This is a genomic window from Oscillatoria nigro-viridis PCC 7112 (assembly GCF_000317475.1).
In the GTDB taxonomy this organism is placed as follows: domain Bacteria; phylum Cyanobacteriota; class Cyanobacteriia; order Cyanobacteriales; family Microcoleaceae; genus Microcoleus; species Microcoleus nigroviridis.
This window is the reverse complement of the sequence record NC_019729.1, coordinates 572,501-599,309: the sequence shown is the minus strand read 5'-3', so window position 1 is coordinate 599,309 and position 26,809 is coordinate 572,501. Positions and strand designations below refer to the sequence as shown.

16 protein-coding genes and 3 pseudogenes (1 of these 19 only partly in view) are annotated in these 26,809 nt (G+C 45.7%); 6 read left to right on the top strand and 13 right to left on the bottom strand.

Annotated features, from left to right (window positions below):
• Nucleotides 1–2: 2 nt before the first annotated feature.
• The 3 genes from cmr4 to OSC7112_RS02640 are packed head-to-tail and all read right to left on the bottom strand — an operon-like array spanning nucleotide 3 to nucleotide 3,357.
• Complete coding sequence (cmr4, locus tag OSC7112_RS02650; protein WP_015174444.1) at nucleotides 3–836, bottom strand: type III-B CRISPR module RAMP protein Cmr4; 834 nt, start codon at nucleotides 834–836, stop codon at nucleotides 3–5.
• Nucleotides 836–1,822 (bottom strand): type III-B CRISPR module-associated Cmr3 family protein, encoded by a 987-nt coding sequence (locus OSC7112_RS02645; RefSeq protein ID WP_015174443.1) that lies wholly within the window; start codon nucleotides 1,820–1,822, stop codon nucleotides 836–838. The genes cmr4 and OSC7112_RS02645 overlap by 1 nt, the downstream gene beginning before the upstream one ends.
• Complete coding sequence (locus OSC7112_RS02640) at nucleotides 1,798–3,357, bottom strand: Cas10/Cmr2 second palm domain-containing protein (protein WP_041622339.1); 1,560 nt, start codon at nucleotides 3,355–3,357, stop codon at nucleotides 1,798–1,800. The genes OSC7112_RS02645 and OSC7112_RS02640 overlap by 25 nt, the downstream gene beginning before the upstream one ends.
• A gap of 245 nt (nucleotides 3,358–3,602) precedes the next feature.
• Between OSC7112_RS02640 and OSC7112_RS02635 the strand changes: the two genes are divergently transcribed.
• Entirely contained in the window at nucleotides 3,603–4,781 is a 1,179-nt protein-coding gene (locus OSC7112_RS02635; protein WP_015174441.1) for a helix-turn-helix transcriptional regulator, read from the top strand.
• Nucleotides 4,782–4,973: 192 nt separating this feature from the next.
• Here OSC7112_RS02635 and OSC7112_RS02630 read toward each other — a convergent pair whose 3' ends face one another.
• From OSC7112_RS02630 to OSC7112_RS36815, 3 genes and pseudogenes are all read right to left on the bottom strand, one after another.
• Nucleotides 4,974–9,572 (bottom strand): response regulator, encoded by a 4,599-nt coding sequence (locus OSC7112_RS02630; protein ID WP_015174440.1) that lies wholly within the window; start codon nucleotides 9,570–9,572, stop codon nucleotides 4,974–4,976.
• Between the two features lie 1,010 nt (nucleotides 9,573–10,582).
• Nucleotides 10,583–13,687: a hypothetical protein gene (locus tag OSC7112_RS02625; RefSeq protein WP_041622872.1), complete on the bottom strand. Its 3,105-nt coding sequence runs from the start codon at nucleotides 13,685–13,687 to the stop codon at nucleotides 10,583–10,585.
• 253 nt (nucleotides 13,688–13,940) lie between these two features.
• A pseudogene (locus tag OSC7112_RS36815) lies at nucleotides 13,941–14,812 on the bottom strand (IS630 family transposase).
• 184 nt (nucleotides 14,813–14,996) lie between these two features.
• On the opposite strand from OSC7112_RS36815, the gene OSC7112_RS02610 reads away from it, so the two are divergent.
• Together OSC7112_RS02610 and OSC7112_RS02605 are read left to right on the top strand one after the other, a co-directional pair.
• Nucleotides 14,997–16,088 carry an RNA-guided endonuclease InsQ/TnpB family protein gene (locus OSC7112_RS02610; RefSeq protein ID WP_015174438.1) on the top strand — a complete coding sequence of 364 codons (1,092 nt, stop codon included), beginning with the start codon at nucleotides 14,997–14,999 and terminating at the stop codon, nucleotides 16,086–16,088.
• 190 nt (nucleotides 16,089–16,278) lie between these two features.
• The gene (locus OSC7112_RS02605; protein WP_015174437.1) at nucleotides 16,279–17,655 is read left to right on the top strand and encodes an NAD(P)/FAD-dependent oxidoreductase; all 1,377 of its coding nucleotides are present in this window, start codon (nucleotides 16,279–16,281) and stop codon (nucleotides 17,653–17,655) included.
• 504 nt (nucleotides 17,656–18,159) lie between these two features.
• On the opposite strand, the gene OSC7112_RS02600 is transcribed toward OSC7112_RS02605, so the two are convergent.
• Nucleotides 18,160–19,041: a lysophospholipid acyltransferase family protein gene (locus tag OSC7112_RS02600; protein WP_015174436.1), complete on the bottom strand. Its 882-nt coding sequence runs from the start codon at nucleotides 19,039–19,041 to the stop codon at nucleotides 18,160–18,162.
• A gap of 1,064 nt (nucleotides 19,042–20,105) precedes the next feature.
• Here OSC7112_RS02600 and OSC7112_RS02595 point away from each other — a divergent pair.
• A complete protein-coding gene (locus tag OSC7112_RS02595) occupies nucleotides 20,106–21,044 on the top strand; it encodes an SH3 domain-containing protein (protein WP_015174435.1) in 939 nt (312 codons plus the stop codon).
• Between the two features lie 63 nt (nucleotides 21,045–21,107).
• Here OSC7112_RS02595 and OSC7112_RS02590 read toward each other — a convergent pair whose 3' ends face one another.
• The 4 genes from OSC7112_RS02590 to OSC7112_RS41595 form a co-directional block, all read right to left on the bottom strand.
• Entirely contained in the window at nucleotides 21,108–21,389 is a 282-nt protein-coding gene (locus tag OSC7112_RS02590) for a hypothetical protein (RefSeq protein WP_041622336.1), read from the bottom strand.
• A 29-nt stretch (nucleotides 21,390–21,418) separates the two neighbouring features.
• Entirely contained in the window at nucleotides 21,419–21,613 is a 195-nt protein-coding gene (locus tag OSC7112_RS02585) for a hypothetical protein (protein WP_041622335.1), read from the bottom strand.
• Between the two features lie 75 nt (nucleotides 21,614–21,688).
• On the bottom strand, nucleotides 21,689–22,327 hold the full coding sequence (locus OSC7112_RS39265; RefSeq protein ID WP_051041466.1) for an IS66 family transposase: 639 nt from the start codon (nucleotides 22,325–22,327) through the stop codon (nucleotides 21,689–21,691).
• Between the two features lie 40 nt (nucleotides 22,328–22,367).
• Nucleotides 22,368–22,658, bottom strand: coding sequence for an IS66 family transposase (locus tag OSC7112_RS41595; protein WP_051041465.1), 291 nt, complete (start codon nucleotides 22,656–22,658; stop codon nucleotides 22,368–22,370).
• Nucleotides 22,659–22,837: 179 nt separating this feature from the next.
• Here OSC7112_RS41595 and OSC7112_RS40650 point away from each other — a divergent pair, with 179 nt between their 5' ends.
• Both OSC7112_RS40650 and OSC7112_RS02575 read left to right on the top strand, forming a co-directional pair.
• Nucleotides 22,838–22,996: a hypothetical protein gene (locus tag OSC7112_RS40650; protein WP_223300636.1), complete on the top strand. Its 159-nt coding sequence runs from the start codon at nucleotides 22,838–22,840 to the stop codon at nucleotides 22,994–22,996.
• 212 nt (nucleotides 22,997–23,208) lie between these two features.
• Nucleotides 23,209–24,346 (top strand): annotated as a pseudogene (locus OSC7112_RS02575) (ISAs1 family transposase).
• Between the two features lie 391 nt (nucleotides 24,347–24,737).
• Here the strand turns inward: OSC7112_RS02575 and OSC7112_RS02570 are convergent.
• Nucleotides 24,738–25,449: pseudogene (locus OSC7112_RS02570) on the bottom strand (IS1 family transposase).
• Nucleotides 25,450–25,675: 226 nt separating this feature from the next.
• Nucleotides 25,676–26,809, bottom strand: partial view of an NF041680 family putative transposase gene (locus OSC7112_RS02565; RefSeq protein ID WP_223300745.1) — the 3' portion only. It continues 30 nt past the right edge of the window; only the last 1,134 of its 1,164 coding nucleotides appear in the window; the start codon falls outside the window, past its right edge — the gene reads right to left on this strand; it ends in the stop codon at nucleotides 25,676–25,678.

Genomic DNA, 26,809 nt, shown 5'->3' with positions numbered 1-26,809 from the left:
AATTATACCTCCTTTAAGGTTAGATAGCAGTGACCGAAACCAATTGATTCTAAACCGCCGAGATAAATATCTGTGCCAGTAGACGCGCCAAAAGGTTGCCATGTCTCTTGGTTTTCCTTGAGGGCGATCGGAAATACTAAAATTGTGCCTTCTGGCAAAGCTTCTGTATTAAAAAAAGCTCCTTTTTTAGCCTTTTTTTCCTCTTTGTCTAAGGCAACTCGACTCTGACGATATAAGGCCATATCGTGAATCATGGCAATTTCATCGTCAGCCACAACAACGGCTGGCAATTCCTCTCCTAAAGGAAACCAAGCAGACAAATCCTGAGTTTTCTCAACAGTTAAAAAGCCAAAGTTAAAAAATAGCTTTGGTTTGCCATTTATGTCGAGAGCTTTTAAGGTTTGAGAACCTGTATAATTAGCTGGAGGTTTAGCGGATTTGAGAGATGTACCATCTTTTAGCTTGACATAATCTCCAGCAATTCGCTGATAGCGTTTCAGCAAACGAGGGCAAGTTACCCAAACAATTGGTTGACCGGGACAAAATACTGGCAACCACAGCAGCGAAGCATATTCAAACTTAACTACAGACTCAGTGGTACTGTCTGGTTTCCCAGATTCGGCTTCCTGACCGTACCATTTATTAGCTTCAGCTTCTCCCAGACTACGGCGGATTTCCGATCGCAATCTTCCCCGAATCGAACTACCGGGAATAATGCCAGTTTGAGTAAACTGGTCGCGGCAAATTAAGTTTAAGTTGCCGCTTTCTTCACCAGCCGTTGCTCCCACATGAACAGGAGCAAGGGTTTCAATAATACCGTAAGCTTTTTTGTACATTATTCAACTCCTTGAATTTCAATGGGCAAACACAAACCGCATCCAACTTGTTTCAGGCTAAAACCTTCTTTGGGAAACCAATTTTCGGGAAATTCCCACCAAGTTTTATCTAAAGGTTCTCTGAGAAGATAGACTGTTCCGGGAGGAACTGCATAGCGTCCCCGTCCCATTTGTCCTTTCGCGCGGTAGCGATAGGAAATGGGTTTATCTGTGAGCATCTCCGGTCGTTTTTGGGAAAAATATTCATTTTTGGGATAGCGGTATGAAAACTTGTTAGAGCCCCAAACTCCCGGTGTTATCAAAGCAAATGAGCGCTGAATTGGTTGGCGTAAAAGTTTGACAATTGGACTGTCCTCATCCAGTAAAACACTCTTGATTTCTACTAAATGATTTTCGCCACCAAAGCGATACCAACCATCTGCTAAAGGATGAGTTGAGAGATAAACTAGACAAAATTCATCATCCATCTGCACGGAATTTTCTAAAAACAAACCATCTTCTGCTAAAGTACAGCGTTCGTCATCTTTTGTTTTGGGGTGCAAGATAGGGACGTATTTCCAAGGAATATCGGCAACATCGTCATTTTTCTTAATAGCAGCAGTCTTATTTACCCAAGAATTAACGGTTTGCCAACTATACTCAGGATCTAAATCTTCTGATTCGCGATGCCATTTCCCCGATTTCATTTTCCATTCATCCACGCCTTTTTTAGAAATAATTTTGTGCCAAGGAATGGGGACGTAAAAGTATTCAGGAGCGTCTGATTTTGCCCAGAATGGGCCAGCGACACACAAATTATCACTAAGTTCTTTTGGAGAAATATAGGACTTAACTTTGTTGGTGCTGAAAAATAGACCAGAGAGAGTAGCTGCTTCTGGGGGGAATTTTGCCCCAGAACGTCCGACTAGATTTTCGGGCGATAAAAATCCGCCAGAACTCCCGTACATAAATCCTAAAGGACTTATAGTGATGAGATATTTGAACATAGCTGCCATCCCACATTTATTAGGTCACTAATCCAGTAAATAATTTGTTTGGATTGTTCTGGATTTGGGTAATCGCCGACGATGTGCTTCCAGTTTTTTTCTAAGTTCTTCTCGTCTTGAAAGTAAAGTTGAAAAATAGCTAAAGCTAATTCATCGTTGGGGCTGTTTTCCTGGGGATTAAAACTAATAGCATGACGATTTTTGAGATGAGCTAAATCTTTGTAAACATGACTCCAGTTCGGCTTTTGATACCAGCTTTTGCCGTCCCGGTCTTTGTATTGTTTGAGAATGTGCAAATAATCCCAAGGACAAGTCCACTGCACGTATTGACCGCTGTTAAAAACTACTCGAATTGTAACGCGATCGCGCCCCAAACTTTTCGCCCGTTTTTCGGCTTCTCGACAGTGTTGAAGAATATCTCGCTGCGGCACCCTATGACCAGCCCAAACAAAACCAACACTTAGGTTAATATCCTGTCCGTGCTTTTTCCATTCATCGGACAATCCCATTAACCATTCTAATGCCTCTATAGGTTCTGGGGGATTTTCGCGTTGGCTGCTGTAAATTACCCCAAGGAAGTCGTCACCGCCGGCATAAACAATCCGCCCTTGGTCTTTGGGGAAATTCTTGATAAAATTTTCTCCCCAAGCCCGCATGGCCTCGCTGAACTTGTTTAGACCTTCATCTCCTTCTTTTTGAGCAATTTCCTGAAGTTTTTTGCCAACTTTATCGCCATCTCCCATAAACCAACCAGTCCAGTGTTCTGGTTCACGAATAATGTCGCTAAATCCTGCTTCAAGCGGAGATATCCCAATGTTTCTGGCAATATCTTCGTCGCGAGTAACTAACCGCTTAACTAACTCAGGAATGCTCAATCTTTCATTAGGTGCAAGAAATTTTCCTTCGGGTTCGCCATCTGGCGGAAGATTTTCTAAGACACAGGAAAGACGTTGATAGAAATCCTTAAGTTCAGCTTTTTCTGTATGGGATAGCTGCCGCCCTGGTTCTCGATGTTCTAAACCTAAACGCGGCCAGGCGATCGCATCCGTGCCAGTCAAACTCGAACTGTCGCCAATCCAGTTAATTGCCGTCCAATCACGACGCAATTTGCGAGTTTCTAGATTCTTCATCGCAGATTCTATCGAATCTCCGTGTCCCCAAAATATCTCCCAAGTGTACAAACCCCATCGCATCCACTCTTGCTGCCAAAAGTATTCTTCTTTAGGAGGTACTTCTCGTTCTATCCAAACTCGACATTCATTTAATATTTCTTGCCATGACTTCTGAAGGGTATTTGTCACGTCATTCCTGGAAAATTCCCCTTTCCCTTTCAGAAGGATTCGATTGGGCATTCCTTTCTGGATGTTCGGGGAACCGGGAGAAATGACATTTAAACCTGATTTTTCGGCTTGCTGTACTAGCTTGTAACTCAGATAAGACAGAATCAGTGAAGCCCCAAATAAATCTCGGAGTTTGCGGGATTTCTCGATAAAACCTTGAACTGGCGCAAAACTAATCGCAGTGTATTCAGACATAGATTCAATTTGTAAGGCGGGCCATGCCCACCGGAGTGCTGCTGCGTCCCAAGTAGGCAACTGCTTAAGTCCGACTCAACTTACTATATCAGTCGAGCCTGCCTCAGCGCTCCAAATTCACAATATTTATCAAACTTATTGCGAAACCTACAGCTAGCTAAATAAAGCTTTTCAGACATTTATATATTTTTATGTCAATATTGTCTTTTACTTGACTTTTCCGTAAGTTACCCCATACACCCCTCATGGCAAAAAAACCGACCCCTCACCCCTATGCAGACAAACTGACGTTCGATCGCATCATGCTCCTCATCGCCACATTAGTAAACCATCCCGGAATCGGACACTCTGAAACCGAAACATCCGACACTAAATATCACGATGCCTTGCTAGAAGTTCAATCTCAATTACAGAAAATTGCCGCCGAATTCAACATCGAATTTCCGGAAAACTATCCCGCCACTCCCACAATTCGCAAAGACTTAGAAACTTTGCGTCACTACGGAATCCTCGACAAACGAATGTATCGCTTCGGCTACTATCTCGGTACCGGCGCAATGAATCGCGAAGAACTACTATTCGCATTTCAAGCAATAGCATCTCAAGCCAAATATCAGGGAAATCCCCAAGCCCGCAAAATTTGCGAAAAACTCACTAAACTGTTGCGCGGATTGGATATCGAGCTCAAAGGTCAATTGTTCTATCCCGTTCGCGAACAACTAAATCGTGCGATTATTTACACCGATCCTGTAGAAATGCTCGATCGCCAAGAATATCGCAATACCCTATTTCACAAACTAGATATCGTAGAAACAGCCATTGTTCGAGGCCAGGCGATCGAACTTTACCGTCAAGATGATTATTACGGTAAAGGCAAAGTCGGTTTCCGGCGAATTTGGCCCCTGCAACTGATCTATCACGATATCGCCTGGTACATGATTTGCGAATCTTGCGACAACGGGCATTTGAGCGTAGAACGGGTGAATCGCTTTAGTGACTGCTGCGAAATTATCGATGTAGAAGGGCGCGGTTTAGCCGTACAGGAACACCGTTTGAAAATCGCTCAAAAGTTGTTAAAAAACGGCTGGGGACTGTTCTTGGGTAAGCCAGAGCAACAGCAGGCAGAATTGCAGGGTCAACTGAAGTTAGAAAAAGTGAAAGTGCGATTTTTTGAGAAAGTAGTGGGATTTATATTAGAGGGCGATCGGCGGCATCCGCGACAAAAGATTAAAGAAGGCCCGAGGGATAGTTTTGGCAAAATGCTTTATGTGGATTATCAGATCGATTTGCCCGATCGCTCCTTGAACGAATTTAGTCTGTGGGTGAACAGATATATGGATAGCGCTCAAGTGCTTTCCCCGCCGAGTTTGGTAGAAAAACACCGACAAGCGGCCAGAGATTTAGCCGATCGCTACAGCTTGTAATCGTGGGGGCGGGTTTTATCAACCATCACTGTCTAAAACAAACCATCTCAAAAACCCGCCCCCACCGACTAAGAATAGTTAGTTAAGCTGTTGGGCCTCTAGATTCTATTTTTGGGCTGGCGGGACACCCCACAAGAAGTTCATCAAACTTAACTGTAAAATTTAGATGTGCCCGGGCCGATCACCTGTTAATTATTCTGTCCTTGTTTCGCTGTACTGCATTTCTATTTTTAACGCCGCTTCGACTCTTTGATATTCCGCCTCAAGCTGTTCTAAAAGCGCGCAGGCCGGATCGGGTAAAGGCTGGTTAGCATTTGTTCCCATGCGGCCCATGATTTCGAGTTCCTCGCACAGCTCAAACAAGCGAAAAGCACCGAGAGTACCGCTAATCGACTTTAAAGAGTGAGCCGATCGCCGCAAAGCCAGCGGATCGGCGTTGCACAGAGCCATAGAGATGCCTCGCAGCAGTTCGGGAGCTGTTTCGAGGTAAATCTCGATCGCCTCGTCCAAAGCTTCCACTTCTCGCAGTCCCTCTATAATCTTGGGACTCAAGGAATCGTGGCTGTGTGACAAAGCCCGATCGAGATTTGATGCAGCACAATCGACGACTGCGGGCGAATTGGGAATTGTCAGTTGTGGATTTCCCGCAACAGCCACATTCGATCGCACTTGTAATTCACTCGTTTCTTCGATCTGTTCCGCCGGGGCATCCAAACAAACGATCGGCTGCAGACGATCGAATGCGGAGTTCGATCGAGTTTTACAAGCGATCAAAGCTCGCACCAACTGCTCAATTGCGATCGGCTTGCTCAAATAGTCGTCCATCCCCGCAGCCATACACTCTTCGCGATCGCCCTGCATCGCATTTGCCGTCATCGCCACAATCCAAGGCCTCGTCGATTTTCGATTTTCGATTTTCGATTTTCGATTGTGAGATTCCTCAGTCGATTTTCGATTTTCGATTTTCGATTTTCGATTGTGAGATTCCTCGTCTGTCGATTTTCGATTTTCGATTTTTGATTTTCGATTGTGAGATTCCTCGTCTGTCGATTTTCGATTTTCGATTTTCGATTTTCGATTTGGAGATTGCTCATCTGTTGCGGAAACTTCTGATTCTCCCGTGTGATTTTCTAAAGTTAAATCTGCTGAAAATTGCTCGCGGATGCGGCGGGTAGTTTCGAGTCCGTCCATTTCCGGCATTTGCACATCCATCAGCACCACATCGTAAGGCTGGCGGCGCAAAGCTTCGAGCACTTCGATACCGTTTCCCGCCACATCCGCGCGATACCCCATCCGCTGTAAAATTTGCAAAGCCACCTTCTGATTCACCAAATGATCGTCCGCCAACAGAATCCGCAGGGGTAAGTTCTCGGCCAGCACGGGTATGGTTTGCAAGAAAGGCCCGCTGGTGCGCTGCCCTTTAAATTCAGTTGTCTGTTCTCCAAAAATATTGATTAAAACATTGTAAAGCTGAGATTGTTTGATGGGTTTATTCAAAAAAGCAGCAAAATCCATCTCCATAGCAGGAGAGTTAATTTCTTGCCTGCCGATCGAAGTTAGCATCACTAACGGCAACTTTTCGCAATCAGGATACTGGCGAATTTGCGCCGCTAAAGCCAACCCGTCCATTTCCGGCATTTGCATATCCAAAACTGCCAAGTCAAACATCTCTTTAGCAGCCAACCAATCTAAAGCCAAACGAGCCGAAGCTGAAGCCCTAGCTACCATTCCCCAAGACTGAGCTTGGAGAGTCAAAATTCTCCGGTTGGTAGCATTGTCATCGACAATTAACACTCTCTTGCCAGCTAATTCAGGTTGAGAATTGCTCAAGTTAACTGGTAAGGAACTGTTGCAGCCAGACACGATCGTACTAAAATAAAAAGTAGAGCCAACGGATTTCGTATTTTGGCCGATCGGCTTGTTGCTCAGTACAGATTTGGCATAGCCATTTTTTTCGGCAATTTCGCAAGATTCTGCCCATCCCAAATCTAAAACTGCCGATTTAAAATCTGCGGGAGGTTTGCCCGCCAGATTACCCATACTTTCCACCCACATCCGGCCGCCCATCATTTCGGCCAAACGCTTGCTAATTGCCAAACCCAATCCGGTACCGCCGTACTGCCGGCTCGTTGAAGAATCAACCTGGCTGAAAGATTTAAATAGCCGATCCATGCGATCGCTCGGAATGCCTATACCGGTATCTTTGACCGCAAATTGTATTTCGTATGCTGGGTTAATTGCTAGCGGTTCGCCAGCAATTAATGGCGGTTCTTTAGAGTTGGCCGCCGGCACTGAAATCTTTTTGGCCGTCACCGAAACCACCACTTCTCCCGCGTCGGTAAATTTAACAGCATTACTGAGCAAGTTGATTAAAATTTGCCTCAAGCGGGTGCTATCGCCGATCGCCGTTGCGGGTACTGTACGATCGATCAAGTAACCCACTTCCAGTTTTTTTTCTGCCGCCTTGGCAGCTACCAAGTCTAGAGATTCCTCAATGCAAGTGCGGATGTCAAACGGATGTTCCTCCAAGTCCAATTTGCCCGACTCAATTTTCGAGAAATCTAGAATATCGTTGATCAGCGTCAGCAAGGCATCGCCGCTGCTGCGGATAGTTTCTACAAAATCGCGCTGTTCGCGAGTTAAGGGGGTATCCAGCAGCAAACCGGTCATGCCGATGACTCCATTCATCGGAGTGCGAATTTCGTGGCTCATGGTGGCTAAAAACTCGCTTTTGGCTCTAGTAGCCGCCAGTGCTTGATCGCGAGCTTTTGCCAAATCTACGTCGGTTTGCTGGCGTTCGAGTTCGCTTCCCACCCACTGAGCCATCAGTTTCATCAACTCTCTGTCTACAGCTCGGAACGGTTCTGTCACAGGAGTCGGAGAAAAGAAGCACAGAGTGCCGTAAACTTCACCTGCCACCGTGACGGGAATGCCCATGTAAGCTTCGATGGGGAAAGCTCGATCGTCCGTGTTGAAGGACAAACCCGAAAATCGCACCGACTCAAAGTAAATCGGTTCTTTTGCCATTGCCGTAGCGACGCAGAAAGTTTTTTCCAGATCGTAGATTTGGTCTTTGACGATCGACCCGTCGGGACACTCCACAGCCCTTATTTGATAGTTGTCACCTTGAATGCAGGACAAAATTCCCACCGACAGCCCTAAATGCCGACATCCCATTGCCAGCAGTTCTTGGAGGCGCAAATCAAATGTAGAGAGGTGGTTGAGCGGGTCTGTACGGGGAGCCGAAGTCACTTGGTACAAAGCTTTGATTGCAGCTTCGCTTTCTCGCAGTTCTTGTTCTGTTTGTTTCCGCACGCTGATGTCGCGGGAAATGCCGATAATTTCTTGGACTTCGCCGGTTTGGGGATCGCCGATCGTGCGGCCGGTGGTTTCAAACCAAATGTATTTGCCGTCTTTGCGGCGGATGCGGTAGCTGACGGTGTAAGTAACTGGGAGCGCCAGGACTTTCCAGTGAGCTTTGGCAATGGTTTCTAAATCGTCGGGGTGAAAATAATCCTTGGGGACGCGGCCGATGAGTTCCGAAGGTTCGTATCCCAGCAAAGCCCGGCTCGCGGGCGAGACGTAAACAAACACGCCTTTGGGGTCGTGTCTGGTGATCATGTCGGTTGAGTTTTCGGCCATCAACCGATAGCGGTCTTCGCTTTCATTGCGTTCGACTTGAGAATTGCCCAATGCTTCTAGCATTCGGTTGATGCCGTCGGCCAAGCTTGCGAGTTCATCTGCTCCGGCCATATGAACTCTCAAGCTTGGGTCGCCGTTGGCTGCGATGTTGCTGACGCTGGTGCTCAAGGAAGCCAATCTCGCTAAGACTAATCTTTCTAGCAACAGCAGGGCGATGGCGCTAAATATTAAACCTACTGCCAGTATTGATAAGGTAAACAGCTCCAAGGTCGCCTGACCTTGGCCGTAGATGATGCGATCTGTCTCTACTCGCAGCAGCAACGCTAGGTTGCCGTGGATGTCGCGAATCAGGGCGTATCCTGCGACTAAGGTGTCGCTGAGTGGCTCGACTAAAATTTCTGCTGATTTGAGGTTGGAAATTTTGAGTTTGACATTTTCCAACTCCTGCCTAGAGCGAGCCATCGCCTTGGCGCTGTGCCCGAAGTAGTTCGCGGCTCCCACTTTAAAATCCAAACTCGGCAATCTAAAATCCACTGACAGGTGAGTCAGTTCTGAAAGCAAACCGATTTCGCTGCTGTCGAGGTAGCGTCCCAAGATCAGCGTCCCCCGCGACGGGCCTTGGGCGTTGCTGTTGAAGATGGGCTTGGAGGCAATCAGCAGCCTGGCTTCTGGCAGGGTGAGGACGCCTGTTTTGGCGGCCCGGCGATCGCCATCGACTGTCGGTGAGTCTAGTAGCGCCTCGATCAAGTGCTGTTTTAAGCTTTCGGGAATCGGGATTTCGGTTTGGGATTTAAGGTCGAAACCTTTGCTGAAGATCGTCTTACCGTTGGAGTCAAGCAGCACCAATAAGTTTAGTCTCAAGTAAATAAATGTCGAATCGACGAAATTTGACTTGACAAAATTTTTGTTCCGTGTTTCGACGAAAGAGTAAGTATCGTCCCACTCGGCGTAATCTTGGGCGCTGGTGTCTAAATTCGACAAGTCGTCATCTAATGCGTCCAAAGCCCGTGCGACATCCTGGCGGACGTACTGTGCCTCCAGGTTGTGAAAATCATGCAGCAAAATAGTTGATGCAGTGGCATAGAGAACCACAATCAGGCTGATCAGCGCTGCACCGATGATTAATAGTGTTTTTTTTCGGAGTTGCATGGCGTCGCCCTCCTCACGGTGCTACTAGGCAACTAGCCAGGAGAGGTTTGAGACGTAGATTGTTTAGCATGGGCGATCGCAGGACCTGCGTGTTTGGACTTTTCTAGGCTGACGAAAGCAAAGCCCTTGGTAGTTCCAAGGTATCCGGTATGTTGCCCCCCACAGCCAGTGTAGTATTTTCACAGCTTTAGTTCCATATTATGCACAACCTATGAACTACAAGTTATAACCTGACGATCGGCATCTTCAAAATAAACCGCCGATCGAACTCAAAATAGTTCGCGTTTGATACTGATGCAGCCAGGGCGGCGGGCGGGGGAGCATCTCAATGAAAGCAGCCCTCCGCTAGAAATAGGATTTAGGAGTCAGGAGTCAGAAGCCAGGAGAAAAGAGTCAGAAGTCAGAAGTCAGGAGCCAGAATCAGTGTTTTTACAAATATGAGATGCTCCCGCGGGCGGTTTGTAGAACAGGCGTGCTGGGTTGAGAACCCTAACTATTATTGTACCTAAAAAATATTGAGGAGACAGCGGACTGGCGCGTCGAGTTTTGCCTGCCAAAAGGATCTCATTTCAATAGCTGTTTTGATTTTTGTCGTTCTCTAGCAATCCTTGCAGGAGTGGTGGAATAGGGCCAAAAGCCTATCCTGCCTCCAAGCCTGAACCACGTTCATAACTAAAAAAAAATTGCTCTATCAGAAGTAATTAATACCGGCAGACTTTTCGTTTACATCTGCCAATAAAATAGACAATTAGGAAATCCCAAAATTAAGATTTTCACCGATCTATGGTGAATGAATCAAAACTGCTAATTAAAATGTATAAATTCACAGTTTTTACCATATTCAAAAAAACCACAGGGGCGGGCTTGCCAATAACCTTAAACAGTACAAAAAATTAAATACAACACCCGTTCCCACTCCCCGATCGAATCTTTTACTCACATTAGTGCCTGATATGAGTATAAACTCATATCAGGCACTATCGGCAATCCGATCGCAACTTGAGTCTTTTTTATCGGATGACGGCTAAAGCACCTGCGCCTGCTGCTGCAGCCGCCGAGGAAAGAGCCGTGAAAAACAGCCACCAAGAGGCAACTTCTGCCGCTTTCCGAGTTTCTTCGGCTTGTTTTTCGGCTTGTAATTTGATGCTTTCGAGGCGAAGCTGCGCCTCTTGCTGCAAGCGTTCTGCTCTTTGCAAGACGCTGTTGCGGCTTCTCTCAATTTGGTCGATCAAGCGGTTGGCATCTGCTTCGGAAATGTCCTCGCGGGAACTAATTAGTGCTACTAAAGTATCGCGGTTGAACTGACCCAGCCGATCGCGCAAAGCGTCAAATCCGGCTTGCGGGTCGTCAAATAACTTCCGCACGTCCCGCGTAATGCCTTCGTAATTTAGTTCAGGGCGATCGAGCGAATTGAGGTAATCCCGAATTTTTCCGAGAATCCCGTCAATTACCGACTGAATACCCTCCTGTATTTTCTGAATTTGCAGTGCGAACTCATCGCGCACCGACAAAATTCCATCGACAATGCGATTGGCTTCTGCTTCAGAAATATCCGGCCGCTGAGACAGCAGAGAAACAACTGTAGCTCGATCGATGTGTGACAAGCGCTCGCCCAAACTGTAAGCGCCGACTTTCGGGTCATGCAGCAGCAGTTGCAAGTCGCGCTTGATAGCTTCGGGATTTAATTCATCCTTGCCCGTATTACGCAAATAATCTTCTAAAACACTCTGAAAATCTTGCACTTGGCTTTGCACCCGTTTTGCCAAACGGCGCGGCGCTTTCACAATCGAGCCGAGAGTTTCCTGCACTTGATCGATAATTTGATTGACTTGTTCCTCGCTCAAATCTTGTCTCTGAGAAAGCAGTTTTACCAAAGTATCGCGATCGACTTGAGACAGGCGGCCGCGCAGCGCTAAAGCTCCTTCTTTAGGATTTTCCAGCAGTTTTGTCAAATCCCGCTTAATCCCTTCAGGATTGAGTTCTGATTTGCCAGTATTGCGGAGGTAATCTGCAAGGGCGGTTGTGGTTTGGTCGTACTGATCCTTAGCTTTTTGGGCCAACTTTTGCGGCGCGTGCACTGCGCTGTGCCAAGTTTCTTCGGCGCTGTCGAGAAGCTGATTTACTTGGTCTTCGCTGAGGTCTTTCCGCTGAGATAGCAATTTTACCAAAGTTTCGCGATCGAACCTAGAAGCTCTAGCTCTTAGCGCCCACATTCCCGCTTCCGGGTTGTCCAGCAGCGTTTTCAAATCGCGCTTGATGCCTTCGGGATTGAGTTCTTCTTTGCCCGTAGACTTCAAGTATTCTTGCACTCTTTGCCACTGGTTGTCTAGTCGGACTTGCGCTGCTTCTTGCAGACCTTTAGCATCTGCTAAAACTACATCTCGCGTCCTTTCCAACTCTTGAACAATCTGTTCTACTTCCTGAAATCCGAAGTTTTCGCGACCTCGGAGAATTTGCACGAAACTGTCGCGGGTGTAAGGAGACAGGCGATCGCGCAACTGTTCGTAACTAGCGTCGGAGTCCTCTAAGATTTTTTTGAAATCGCTCCCGATAGCTGTTGCTGTCAGTTCATCTTTCGGCGTCAGCTTCAAATAAGTTTCCACCCGCCACTGCAAATCGCGAGATTTTTCTTGCTCCTCGGCAAAGATCGCGGTTTGTAAAACTCGCTGTCTAATTGCTTCTAATTCCTGAGAAATTTCTTTAATTTTGTCTTGGGTAAAAACGCCTCGGCTGGCCAAGATTTCCGCAAAATTAGACTGTTTTAGTTTTTCTAATTCGCGGCGCACAGTTCCCGGATCGGCTGTAGGATCGTAGAGCACGTCACGAAATTCGCGCTCGATGGCTTGGGGGTTCATCTGCCACGAATAAGTGTTGAGTAGGTAGTTTTCTACGTCGGCGCGAATTGGGCTGTAAGTTACGGGTTCGCCTTTGACTTGAGCGGTAATTTTATCAGCTTGCTGGCCAACTTTGTCTTTAGCTTCTTTGAGCTGACCGATTACTTTTTCAACATCTAAGTCAGAAATATCCGTGCGACCCAATACTATTCCCATTAAAGCATTGACTGCCATTGTCGTTGCTTGGGACATCATGGTCGGGCTTTGTCCAGAATTTTGACCGCGCAGATTGCTGAGGGCTTTTTCTACCCTACTTGCCAATTTATCTGAGACCAAATCTCCCGATTTGGCAGATTTGAGATAGTCTACTAATTGGGCGATGCCGTCTGATTGCTGCTCTTGTTTTCCTACTTGTTTCCAAGCATCTTGAAGTTGGTCTACAATCCGGTTTACGTCGCGTTTTGATAAGTCCGATCGCGAACTTACTAAATCTACGAGAGTTTGCCGGTCGAGATTCGGCAAATTTTCCGCTGCAATGGTTTTTAGTTGCGGATCGTTGAGCAATTTTTCAAACTCGCTACGCATCCCTTTGATGTCTAATTCTGGCGGTTTGAGGCTTTGGATGTAGTCTTCGACGTTTTCTCGCAAGCTTGTGGGGTCGATCGCGCTACCGAGTTCGTGGCCCACTGCTGCTGCTGCTGCTTTGGCTGTGGCGACTACTTGGTTGCTGGCTGCTTTGGCGCCCAGGGCCGAGGCTGCGGTGCCGACAATGGCTTGAAAGCCTGATGTGGCGGTGTTGACGACGGAACCGATCAAGGAACCGACGGTGGTGGAACTCACCCAAACCAGCATTGAGAAATAGGTTGCCCACACCACTAAACCGACGATCGCACCTAAACCGGGACTGCTAATCAAGCTCAGCTTAACTGCAAGCAAGCAAGCAAAGAATAGGGCGACGGTGACGGTAATCAGCGTCCAAGTCCCTACTTTTCGGCCGATGTGGCGGACTGGGGAACTGCCGCTATCCGAGTGGTGGTCGCGGTCGTCGCGGGATTGTCCCATGTACGAAAGGCCCGCGGCTACTGATAAATTTGTTAGCAAGAGTTGGAAAGCGCAGGCGAGTACCACTCCAGCTATCAAGGCGATGAAAAATTGCGGCCCGGAATAGAGGAGTGCTGCGTCTTCTGCTGTGTTTGTAGTTGTAGTCTGCTCTACTGGCACTTGAGCCAGCCAGAACCCGATGTTATACAGTTGTGGATTTATTGGCAAATTTTGATACATACTATATTCCTCGTTAAGGGGTGGGTGCGCGCTCATGGGCGCAAGTTAACCCATGTATAGTTTTAGACTCATGCCCCCAATGGCAAGCATCGCCTTATTGACGAGCTAAAGCATCCCCCTACAGTTGGAAGTGTAGAAATATGTCTGAGGTCGGCTATCACTTTAGGGATATTTGTGGTATGTAAATTGGCAGTTGTTAGATTGTTAGTTCTGAGTTATGAGTAAGGTGCGCTGGGGCGCAGCCGAGATATAGTCATTTCAAATAAGTATGAGACACTCTTTCTGCACAATAAGCACGAATAACTTCATCAAGAGATGTGCCAGGAGACGCATACATTTTAGCTCTCTTTAATGCACTAAAATCATGCTCAATATCATTTAAGTCAGGAGAGTATTTTGGTAAAAAAAGTATCTGATGGCCTGCTTCCTCCACCAGGAGCCTAATTGCTGTCTTACGATGAATCGGTGCATTATCCATGATTAATATTGATGGTATTGTTAAAGATGGCAATAAATATAAAGCTAACCACCCTTCAAAACTTTCTGCATTCAAGCTCCCTGTAAAGACCATAGGTGCAATCAAGTCCTTGTTGCCTTTTCTTCTTCCTGCTACTAAATTTTCTCTTTTTCCGCGTTTTCCTTGTCTCTCCCCATATACTTTTCTCCCTTTTTTTGACCACGCATAAACACAAGCATGAAACTCTTCAAACCCTGACTCATCAATAAATACAAGGCTTTTACTCCCATGAACTTTAATTAAAGTTCTCAGTGTTTGGTAGTATTGTATTCTTTCTTCTCTATTCCTTTCTCTATAACGAAATTCTTTTTTTTATTCGTAATTTTCATTTTCTTTAAGGCATAGCATATGGCACTCGCTCTCACCCCGAATTTCCTTGCTCTTTCTATTAATCTTGCTTCGGGATTTTCTTCTACATCTTTTCTGAGCATTTCCCAGTCTATCTTTCGCTCACGGTGTTCTACCTTAGTGGCTCGAAGGTCTTCCCTCCCTAGCCATCTGTATATTGTTGCTCTTCCTACTTTAAACAGGGCGGCGGCTTTGGTTATACCCCCTCCATTTTCCACATAATCCACTACTCTTTTTCTTAAATCTAGACTGTATGCCATTTTTCGGCTCCGAGTTAACAATTTTTCTTGATTTTACATCATCTTGCATTTGTCTCACATTTATTTGAAATGACTATAGATGGTAGTAATGGTAAGTCTGATTACAATAATCGTAGAGGAGCAAGACTTAAGTACCAAATAGTTCGCTAAAAATATCCATACTTAATCGTTGAGGAGAAGTTTTGTGTTTGCCGTCAAGCGAGCGCTCAAATTGAATAACCGGGAAGCGACCTTGATGGCAAAACACGCAGGATTTCGGCGGGTAGTGTTTAACATGGGGTTGAGCTTGCGGACTCAAATGTATGGCGAGGGACAATTCACAGACTCAAAGGTACTTAACGAAGTCAAAAAAGTTCTCACCAACTACGTCAAGAAACAGCCTGAATTCGCTTGGATGAATCAATTATCTAGTCGCGTTTATCAAAATGCTTTTATTGACTTGAAAGATGCTTTTAGGCGGTATCGCTCTGGAAAGGCAGGTCATCCAAAATTTGCTAGTCGCCGCTGGGGTCAATCTTTTACAGTTGATTCGTCTAAGGGCAAAGTTTTACTAAATGCTGGCAGCACTATCAAGATTCCTACATTGGGAACTTTTCGACTCTACGAAGCCTTAGAATGCGGTTATGTGTCTCAAACTTTTACGATTTCAAAAGAAGGAAGTCGTTGGTTTGTTTCCTTTTGCGTTGATGCCGAACGTTTGCCAGTGCAACAATCTGAAAGCTCTGTAGGAATCGATGTAGGCATTAATTCTTTTGCCACGCTGTCAACTCAGCAGGTCTTTGATGCGCCGAAGCCGTTAAAACAAGCGAAAACCAAGCTTGCTACGTTGCAGCGCCAAGCATCAAAACAGGTAAGAGGCTCCCAAAATCAGCGTAAAACCTACGATAAAATCCGTCGGCTCCATACACGGATAGCTAATATTCGTTTAGACTTTCTTCACAAGCTAACAACTTATTTAGCTCAAACTTTTAAGCTAATTAAGATTGAAAACTTGAATGTTCAAGGAATGATGGCGAATCACAAGTTAGCCGGGGCAATATCGGATCTAGGGTTTTACGAGTTCAAGCGTCTACTCGATTATAAGTGCAAAATGTATGGAGCAAATTTAGTCTTGGTAGACCAATGGTTCCCCAGCACTAAAACTTGCTCGAATTGTGGCACTAAAAAAGATATGCCACTAAGCATTCGGACTTTTGACTGTCCTGCTTGTGGCATATCTTTAGATCGTGATTTGAATGCAAGTCTGAACATTTTAAACTGGGAACCCTCGGCTTGAGGGGATAGCCTACTTATCTTGGGATTAGCCGTCTACCCAACAGCGTAGGAAGTAAACATGAATTGTATCTAAAGATGGCTTTAGATAAGTTTAGGTAAGTTTTACGAAGCAGTCGGCACAGAAGCCCAGACAAATTGTGAACAATTAATCTACCAATGCCATAGCAAATTAGCTTTCAAGGAATTCGATAGTGCAGCGAGAAAGTCATGCAATTATTATTGGCGGCAGTTTAGCAGGACTGTTGGCCTCTAGAGTATTAGCAAAACACTTCGATCGAGTAAGTATTGTTGAACGAGATTTTTTGCCAGAAAAACCCGCACCTCGCCCCGGGATTCCTCAATCCTGTCACCTTCACATCCTTTTAAATCGGGGGAGAATCATCTTAGAAGAGTTTTTTCCCGGCTGGGAAAACGAACTGATAGCTGCTGGTGCTCCTAGTTTAGATCCGAGGTCGATCGGGTGGTTTAGTCCGGCGGGTTGGGCCCCGCAATTTAGCCCGGATCTAAATGATTTAATTATGTTCAGTCGGGATTTAGTTGATTGGCAAATTCGCCGCCGCTTGGCTGAAAATACGAACGTGCATTTCCTCGAAGGAGGCACAGTAAGGGGGTTGCTGGCGAATGCCTCGCGCGCGGAGATTGCTGGCGTGTCGGTGTGTTTTCGCGATCGCCACAACCCTGGTAACATCCATACAGAGAATTTGAATGCAGATTTGGTAGTCGATGCTGGTGGCAAAGTTTCCAAAACACCTCAATGGTTGAAAAGTTTGGGCTATGAACCTCCGCAAGAAACCGTTATCAATGCTTTTGTCGGCTATGCCAGCCGCATCTATAAATGCAGCGGTAAATTGTCAGACACAGCGCCAGTATTTGTCTCAACATCACCGCCATTTCGCAACCGTGGCGGTGCAATTTTCCCGATCGAAGGCAATCGCTGGCTGGTGACTCTCGCCGGGGGCGATCGCGATTATCCCCCCACAGACGAAGCAGGTTTTCTAGAATTTGCCCGCACTCTGCCAACCCCGACAATTTATCATCCGATTAAAGACGCAGAAGCCATCACACCAGTTTATAGTTATCGAGGTACCGAAAACCGTTTGCGCCACTACGATCGCCTCTCCCGCTATCCTGAAAATTTGGCAGTTATCGGTCATGCAGTTTGCGCTTTCAACCCGGTTTATGGTCAAGGAATGACCGTTGCTGCACTAGATGCTCAGATGCTAGATAAATGTTTGCAAAAGCAAAGAGAGCGGTATCCAGAAGGCGATTTAACAGGCTTTGCGCGACAATTTCAACAAAAACTAGCAAAATTACACACTGTTCCTTGGACGTTTGCCATCAGTCAGGATTCCCGCTATCGCGGAAGTACGGGTGCAAAACTAAACCTTGCTACGCGGCTGACAATTGATTACATGGATCTAGTGTTAAAAGTGCTGGTCTCAGATGCTAAAGTTTGTCAAGCATTTTTGGAAGTTCTGCACATGATTGAGTCGCCGGGGGTACTTTTTTCTCCCAGTATTGCGGTTAAGGCGATCGGGCAATTAGTCACCGTTCGGCAGAAGGCATAATTAATATAAAGAGTTTATAAGCTGTTGTGCATTTAATTTGTATGTTGAGGGCGGGCTTTCGGGCCCAACCCTACTCCCCACAAGAGGAAAAATTTATTTGACTATGCAATTTAAATGCGGATTAGCTTACAGAATCAGGTGAGTTTTGCCAATTCTATTTATCACCGCCGATGAAAGGAGATCGACGCAGATGAAATCCTATTCATCTGCATTTATTTAAGCTGATATTATGTCCGCTAGAACCTGGACGATCAAAAACGTGACTTTTGCGACTGCGGTTTTCTAGTATTTCACGTAATTAATATGGGTAAAATCCGATTTAGTACCCCAATAGTCGGTTTTTGAAATAAATCTAATGATTTATTTCAAAAAATGTTTGCAGTCACGACTTACCCACAGGGCTCAAGAAACCGGGTTTTTTCCCGTATCCCTCGCGCTTCACGCTATATTGTCGTAAAAAAAATCGGTTTTTGCCGCCTAGAATAATATAGACTTGTGCAATTGTCACTTGCCAGCCAAACAATCTAATTCCCCTTGCATTTGGGTGGTAACTCGCTCGAAACAAGCATCAACATAATCGCGATCGCGCGCCGCCTCCGAACCGTACCTCTCAAATACAATCGGTTCGCAGACGCGAGTCCGAATTTGCACGGGTAAAGGCAGGTTTGGCAAAGGCCCAATACTCAATCCCCAAGGCAATCCTAAATACACCGGAAAAACCACCGGATCGATGCCCAACAACCACGGCATCCCCCATTCATGCAATTGCTTAACTTGTTCGTACAAATCTGCCAAAACTATCAAAGTATCGTGAGCACCGTGTGAGATAATTGGTACAATTGGGGCTTCTTCTCGCAATGCTAATTTGATAAATCCCTTGCGTCCCGCAAAGTAGATTCGATCGCGCAAGTGGTGGGGGCGAAAAACATCTTGGGCGCCGCCCGGATAGACGAGAACTGGGGCATTTTTCCGCAAAGCTGCGATCGCCATTTTCGGATGGGCCTTGAGGGCTCCACACTGAACCGCCATGCTAGCAACATCAGGAGAAACTTGCCAAACCGTGGGGTGCATCAATCCGTAGGCCAAGCGTTCGGTGCCGTACCTGCGGAACCATTCGTATAGGAACATAAACATATCGGGAGCGGCGAGTCCCCCGTTGTGAGAACCGACAACGAGCATTTTCCCGCTGGCGGGTACGTGGTGCCAGCCGTCGCTTTGTACGCGAAAATAGTAGCGGTACAGCCATTCCCAGACTGGCAACAAAAGCTGAATGAAGTCAGGATTGCGATCGTCTAAAGATAGACCGTCAAAGGGATATTTAGAGGATTTCCCGTCTTTTTTGTTAGTAGTTTTTGTCACTGCAAAAATATTTAACGCTTTGGTCATTATATAGCAGAAGGAAGAAAGCTTTAACTCTCGAATAGAGAAGGCTTTAGTTATTTGGGAAAAAAGGAAGAAGGGAAAAGATTAGTTGGGCTTTTCCTCTCCTTTTGCGTGCGATCATCCCCATCGCCCTGTGCAAAAAAAATTTTCCGATCATTGAATACGATCCATTCCGAAGGAACCTACCGCATTAGTTTCAGCAAGTGAAAACCTCACAAACATCGAGCGCGCTTGCTATAGCAATATAATTAAATCAGAATTGGCGCAAATATTTGGTTTCTGATTTGATCGGGCTGCTTTTGTTCGGAGGTTTTCTGCTGGTTGTCTCCACAGGAACAAAACCGTTTGCAAACAGCTACAGCAACTGTCGCTGATGGCGGGGCGGCTTTAGCCACAAACACACAACTGTGTCTCAAGCCGATAAGTTTCCGTTTTGGAAGATTTTATCAAATTGACGCTAGCCATCAGGTCAATGCTAGCGATTGGTGCTGTTTGCCACAATTTTAAGTAAGGTACGATCGACAGTGGAGTTATGTGAGGGCGATCGAAGAACTGTATCCGGCTTGTGCCAGCCCACTACGACGATGGGGTCGATCGCGCCAATCGCCTGTCACTGAGAATCTGGGAGGATCTCAAGCACAATCTCGCTCTCGAATCTGCCAAGAATTCACCTGAAAGGTAGCCCAATATTACTCAACAGCAACAACTGACAGCTAAATGGTTTAACGAACACCTGACAAGATATTGGCGGACAACACATGACTTGGATTCCTAGTAAACTGTCCCGCATTTAAACAGTTAACTGTTGACTTTGCCCCTCTGCCATTCCCCGACTCGGACACTCTGGCATTCTCCCCCTCTCCGCCTCTGCCATAATGAGCCATTTATAGGCGTAGCAGCTTTATGTCTCTTCGCTCAACTCGCCAAACATTAAATAATATCAATAAAACTTGACTTCCGGCTATAAAAAAGTTATATAAGGCTTTTTTGTGGAAGACAAATCGATTTTTTTGCTATATTGACCTGCAATTAAGATAATGATTGTGATTAAGTGAGGATTTGAACGGATGAAAAACTTGAATTGCTGGAACAAACCCGCTGCATTGCTGGGCGCGATCGCGATCGCAACCGGAAGTTGGCAGGCGAATGCCATCGGTGTTGCCGCCCCATCAACATCCACTGTCAGTCCAGATGCGGAAAATATTTCCTTTGAAGATAGCGCCACGTTTCAAATAGCCCAAGCTGGCAACCTTTGCCGTAAAGTCACTCCCAAAGAAGGTTTGACCGTTCGCCAGAAGCCAGACCCCAAATCCCCTAGAGTTGGCGGGGTAGGACTTAACACTCAGGTAACGCTGTCCCAAGGCGCTACTTCTGTTAAAGCCTCCGACGGTCGCCTCTGGATTCAAATAACCGCTCCCGTCACAGGGTATGTGGCTAGCGGATATCCCAACAACGAGGCTAATTTAGGTTCGTGCACGACAGCCAGCACCACAATTAGTCAAACTCCTTCCCCAAGGCCGGCAGCGACACCAGCACCGGCACCTGCACCGGCACCTGCACCGAGTCCAAGTCCGGCACCTGCTGCGACACCAGCACCCGCACCAGCACCCGCACCCGCACCGGCACCAGCACCTGCACCAGCACCGGCACCCGCACCCGCACCCGCACCGGCACCGGCACCGGCACCAGCACCAGCACCGGCACCGGCACCAGCACCGGCACCGGCACCGGCACCAGCACCAGCACCGGCACCAGCACCGGCACCGGGCCCGGTAAGTCTGTGCCGGCAAGTAGAACCTCGCGTAGCTCCGAGGGGCCTAGCTATCCGCACCGAGCCTTCAAAGACTTCTGCTGTTAAAGGCGGTGTACCGGCTAACGGTCAAGTAACGCTTGTACCGAATTTCCAGTTGGTGAAAGATAAGAATGGAGAAAATCGCAATTGGGTTGAGATTTCAGCCCCTGTGGCCGGATTCATCTCGGCTGGAAATTTGATCATGTGCAAGTAAAATTCTGAGTTCGATCGCTCTTTTTGACTAAAAGAGCGATCGACAATCAACGCAACTTCCCATTTATTTTCTTCCCTTTCTCCTTCTCTTTCCCCACGCAAGCAAGTGCTGCTGCCATGCTGTAGCGGGCAATTGGGCCGCGACTCGCCACCAAACTTTTATCACCCCCAAACAACCTCGCTGTCGAATTCCATCTCTCATCAGATCGCGAAACAACTGAATCATTAATTCCCCGTATTCTCTGCGGAACGAACCGGGGTAAATCAACAGCAGCAAAGTGTAGAGACGTAGAGAAGCTGACAATATCAATTCTGATAATTTCACCCATCCTCCACTCCAATTCATTGTTAATCTTTCAACGTTTAATTTTTAATTCAAACGGTTAAAGTGGAACGATTGAGCAACTGTTTTTCTTGGGCCATTTCTACTAAATGGGCTAGGCGTTCGGCGTCTAGGGTAATCACTCGGCGGCCGAGTTGGGTAAGGCTGTAGTAGCGGCGACGTTCGTCATCTAATGTGCTATCGAGCTTTTGGGCCTCCTCCGCGATCGGTTCGCAGGGTAAACGCATCTTAACTTTAACCCAAAATATGCTACACTTATATCCGACGAATTTTTAGGTATTTTATTGTAGTTTAGTAATTGCTCAACTAGGGGAAAAAAGGGAGCCATGAAGAGAGAGGGCTTTTTGAATAGCTTGATAAGCAGTTAAGCCCTGCCTTTTACCAGTATTGACAACTGAACGAACCGCTGCAAATAAATCTCTACCCCATTCCGAACGAAAGCAATTAGTCACGCGACGAAATATCACGCTCATCCGAATCGCTTGTTCGCTCGAATTATTTGTGGGTGGAATTGTCACATCTTCCAGAAATAAAAACAAATTATCCATCAACTCGCCATAGCGTTTTCGTAACCGGACACCATCCGGCTGATATGGGGCTAAACTCAAAATTCTGGTTAATCTTTCTCGTAAATTGCTGCGATATCTCTCCAGCTTTGTCTCGTCCATCCTGTCGCGTCGTCGATGGATGACAAAGGCCCTTAATAATAACCTCTTCATCGCTGGGGCAAAAATCTTGTCTCCTGCATCAATCGCATATTGGCAATCCCGTAGTTGATGGGCTAAACACACCTGCCATTGTGCTGCTGGGTGATTTTTTTGAGCGCTAAAAAGATCTGATACCCACAGTTGCGGGCGATGTTCCCCGAGAACTTCACTAATTACTCCAGCCCCTCGACTGGGACGGATGACATGCAGGCAAATATCTTGGTTCTGAAACACCCACTCCCATTGGTTTTGTCCGTTTACTCTGGCACTGGTTTCATCGCCCGCAAATTAATTTTGCCTGTCGCAAACGTTGTAGTATTTGATTTACTTGCTCATCTAAACTGGTTTTGACTGTACTTAAAAGGTTGGCGATCGCTCCTTCTGAGATCTTGAGTCCAAAAACGGATGACAAGATTCCCGACAGCCGTTCGTAGCCGATCGCATGAGTGTAGCGCAGATATGTGACGCGAGCTTTGAATCTCCCGGCCAAATGGTGAACCTGGTTCCATTCCAGCAGGTACTGGGGCAAGATACTCGGTTTGACAACAGGGGCAGCGACCGCCATAACGTTCAATGCGCGTTACGATCGGGCGAATTGGTGGTAGTTCAATTTTGTCATAGACGGATTGCAATTTTTGGGTTGTGGCAGTTATTGTTTCTGAACACTGGGGGCAACTTTTGATTTGAGCGATAATGATTTGGTCGGGTTCGGGATGTAGATGTCTTCCCCCTCCTGTTCTGCCAATGCTTTTTTGTCTTTTGACGGATTCTATTTTCGATGGCTTCGACTTGATGTTGGGCTTGAATCCTTTCGATGGTGGAGTGCTGGAATTCGAGCTGGTTTTGGTGGGGGATGAGTCTGTTTTTGATGCGTCAGTGGATAATGCTGCACGCAGTTTTTGAATTTCCTGCCATAGCTCTACTATCAAGGCGTCTTTTGCCTCGTCTGATAGTTGTTTTAGGTCAGGGAGTTTTTTCATTCCTCTATCTAATGTCTATCTCGTTCTCTTGTCAAGGGGGTTGAGCAATTACGTAGTTTATTCGTGCTATCAATGGCAAGAGGTTTTAGTAAAGCTGTAACTTCCCAACAAAAAGAAACAGATTCATTGCCGTCAATGAATATTTTAAATACCAGTTTTTTAGAGCATTTTGCCAATTTGAAAGACCCAAGAATAGAAAGAAGTAAAGAACACTTACTCAAAGATATTATAGCGATTGCGATTCTAGCTGTCCTCAGCGGTGCCGACGGATGGGTGGCAATAGAAGACTATGGTAATGCCAAATATGAATGGTTGAAAAGCTTTCTAGAATTACCGAATGGTATACCATCTCATGACACATTTAGTCGGGTATTTGCCAGAATTGAACCGCAGCAGTTTCAAGAATGTTTTTTGAGTTGGGTAAATGCCATAGTCGGGGAATTAGAACTAAACGTAATTGCCATTGATGGCAAAACAATGAAACAATCTTATGACCGAAATGACCAGCAAAAAGCGCTACATATAGTTAGTGCCTGGTCTTCATCTCATCAATTGGTTTTCGGACAAAAAAAAGTCGATAAAAAATCTAACGAGCTAACAGCGATTCCGGCATTGATAGAAATGTTAGAAATCGCCGGAAGTGTAATAACCATAGACGCTATGGGATGTCAAAAAAACATAACATCTCTGATTATCAAGAAAAAAGGAGATTATATTTTAGCTTTAAAAGGGAATCAAAAACTCCTGTATACCGCCGTAAAAGAGTGGTTTGAAGTAGCTAAAAAAGCAGATTATTTAGGCAGAGACTACAGTCCGGCATGAGCAAGTAGAAGCCGGACATCATCGAGTGGAAAAAATCCAAGTCTGGACTGTGGATGTATCCGAGTTACCACAAGTGCATAATCAAGCATTATGGACTGGATTAAAAACAGTTGTCATGATAGTTAGTGAACGACGATTGTGGAATAACACCACCACTGAAGCTCGTTTTTATTTGAGTAGTTTAAGCAGTAATGCTGAGACAATTGCTGGGGCGATTCGCAGTCATTGGGGCATTGAAAATAGCTTACATTGGACGCTTGATGTTACATTTTATGAAGATAAAAGCCGGATTCGGAAACAGAACTCTCCCGAAAATTTTGCACTTCTACGTCGCTTGGCTATAAATTTACTAAAACAAGAAAAAACTTCCAAACAAAGTCTAAAAATGAAACGGTATCGAGCGGCAATGGACAATAATTATTTAGTTAAAATTTTAAACTCTGCCAGTTAATGGTCGAAATCTCAAACCTATCTAAGAAGGAAAATTATCCGCCTTTAAGAAGTTTAGAAAATCTTAAGGTTCTGATTTAATCTGCTTAAATGTGGTTAAAATTAATGATTTTTAGAAGCTTTTTTTAGTTATTTAGCAATGCACAAATTTAGGTGTTTGTCAAATTAATTTAGATGCGTTTACCCTGATTTATCTCCTTACTCTCCTGATTTTAATCCCATCGAGTTATGGTGGTCTCAACTGAAAGCATTTTTACGTCAATTCTCTCCTACTACTACTAAAATGATTGATATTTTGATTGCTACGGCTCTTGATTTAATCAATCCCAAGCAGGTAGTGCCCTGAAGGAAAGGATCAAGAGAATTAAACTGAATTCAAAGAAAGTAGGCGTTTAGAGTTGTAAATTAGCATTGTAATGATGCACAAAGCGCCAAATGGCAGCAATATGATTTTCTAATTTTTTAGAGAAGGCTAAGCTCTTTCTTACCAATCGAGACACTCATTGTCGAATAGTACAGTTGAAGCGCTCGATATAGCTAGTAAAACCACTATCGAGAGTCTACACTCCGATGACGAATGCTTGGCAATACAGAATCATAAGCACTCCAATGGTCGGTATAAATTACTGCACATTGACGGTACACTGGTGGCATTGAATCCCATAAAGCTTGACCCGATACTGCGCTACGATCTCCAATATGTACACCAACAATTTCCCTAGTCTGGGCATCCAATGCCAGCCAGACCCACTGCTGATTTCCTTTACTATCAACGAATGACCATAACTCATCCATCTGAACACTCAAGCGCTTTTTTTCCTTGGGAGTCACCTCAACTTGCTTCTTAACAGCAGCCGCTTGGCTATTAACGTATCGCTGCACTGTATCTTCTGACACTTGTAGTACCCGAGCAATTCCCGCCTGAGAAATACGTTCAAGTAGCATCCGTGACATTAATTCCTTTTGTTCTTTTGTAATAGGTTTCCATCCCGGATTTAAAACAAATTGACGACCACATTCTCGGCATTTATAATTTTGTTTATGATGCCGACTTTGACCGTTTCGACTAACTTCTTCCGAACCACAATTAGGGCAACAATTAATTTTTGGAGTTTAGACTAAGCACAAATTGACTCAGCATGAGCTGAGTGGAAAAAATGGTTAATTAGCGAGAGGTTCTCAAGGTTAACTTACGAATTTTGTGGATTTTTGGAACCGACCTTTACCCTTTTTGACCACAGGATATCGGCATCTTCGGGTGCGAGGTTTTCCCGTTTGCCATCCATCCGAGTTTCCTCGACGTTTGGGAGCAACAGTGGGAGTCCCAATCTTAATTAAAAGTGGAAGCATTGATTGTGCAACCCTTCCAGGGGTCAATTCCGGCAGAGCCAATTGCTGTGGGCAAACGAATTTCTCTGACGACATCTTTAGCTAACCATAATTGCCAGGTTAGTAAAGGCATCAAATCACTCCATCGTTCGCACTGTTCTGGGGTACTCAACTTCGGCACAGTCCAATGTAAGGTTTGTTTAACTAACCGATACCAATGCTCGATGGTAAAACGACGCAGATATAGTTGCCAAATTTCAGCCAGAGATGGCATTTGGATACCAACCCACACTAACCATAAAGGTTGACTATTTAATCGACCCGTTACAGTTTCTAAACGTTCGACTAAAATTAGAGTCATTGGATGTTTGGGACTGCCTCGAAAGTGCAAGTCATCCCATTTTCTTAACCGAATTTTTCCGAGTTTTGGCTCAACACATTCCAGAGTTTGTTCTGGTTCCCACCAGCTTTGAGGGTCGTTAAGTTTAAACTGGTTCCCATGAATTCTTGGTCTTCCTTTACCACTATAAGATAGAGGTGCTGACCACAAACAACGATTAGAACGAATACGCATCACTTGATCGGCGGCGATGGCTGCGGTTGCTTTAACTAGAGGCGCACACCCATACTCACTGTCAAATAAAACAATCGGTCTATTCTGAAGATATTGGCACAGTTGCGCCAATTGTTGAGCGCCTTTATCGATTGGGTTGTCCCAACTCGTAATACGTTCGTGTCTCAAGGGCAGCGCCCAACTGCCACTACTTTCAGGTATCCAGGCAATCGTACTATATCCTTGACCGATGCCGACAGGTATGCCGTGAGGTAAGGCCGTGGGTTGATGTTCATAGGTGCGTTCTTTGAGGGTACGTGCATGGGGTCTTAACCACGCTGTATGATCGATCGCCAATACTGGACGTTCTACTTGTGACATCTGTTGGATGTACAGTTGCATCAACTTTTCTCGGTCTGGGCTGCAATCTTGCAGGGCTTCGTAGACGCTTGACCATTCACGTCGAAATAAAGGACTGAGGGCAAAATCTCCTAAACATGAGACGTGGCGGGTCGTCATCGCTGCATCTGCCAGCTCAAAGGTGGCATCTTTTGCCTGGCCGAGGCATTCATAAGCTAGTTG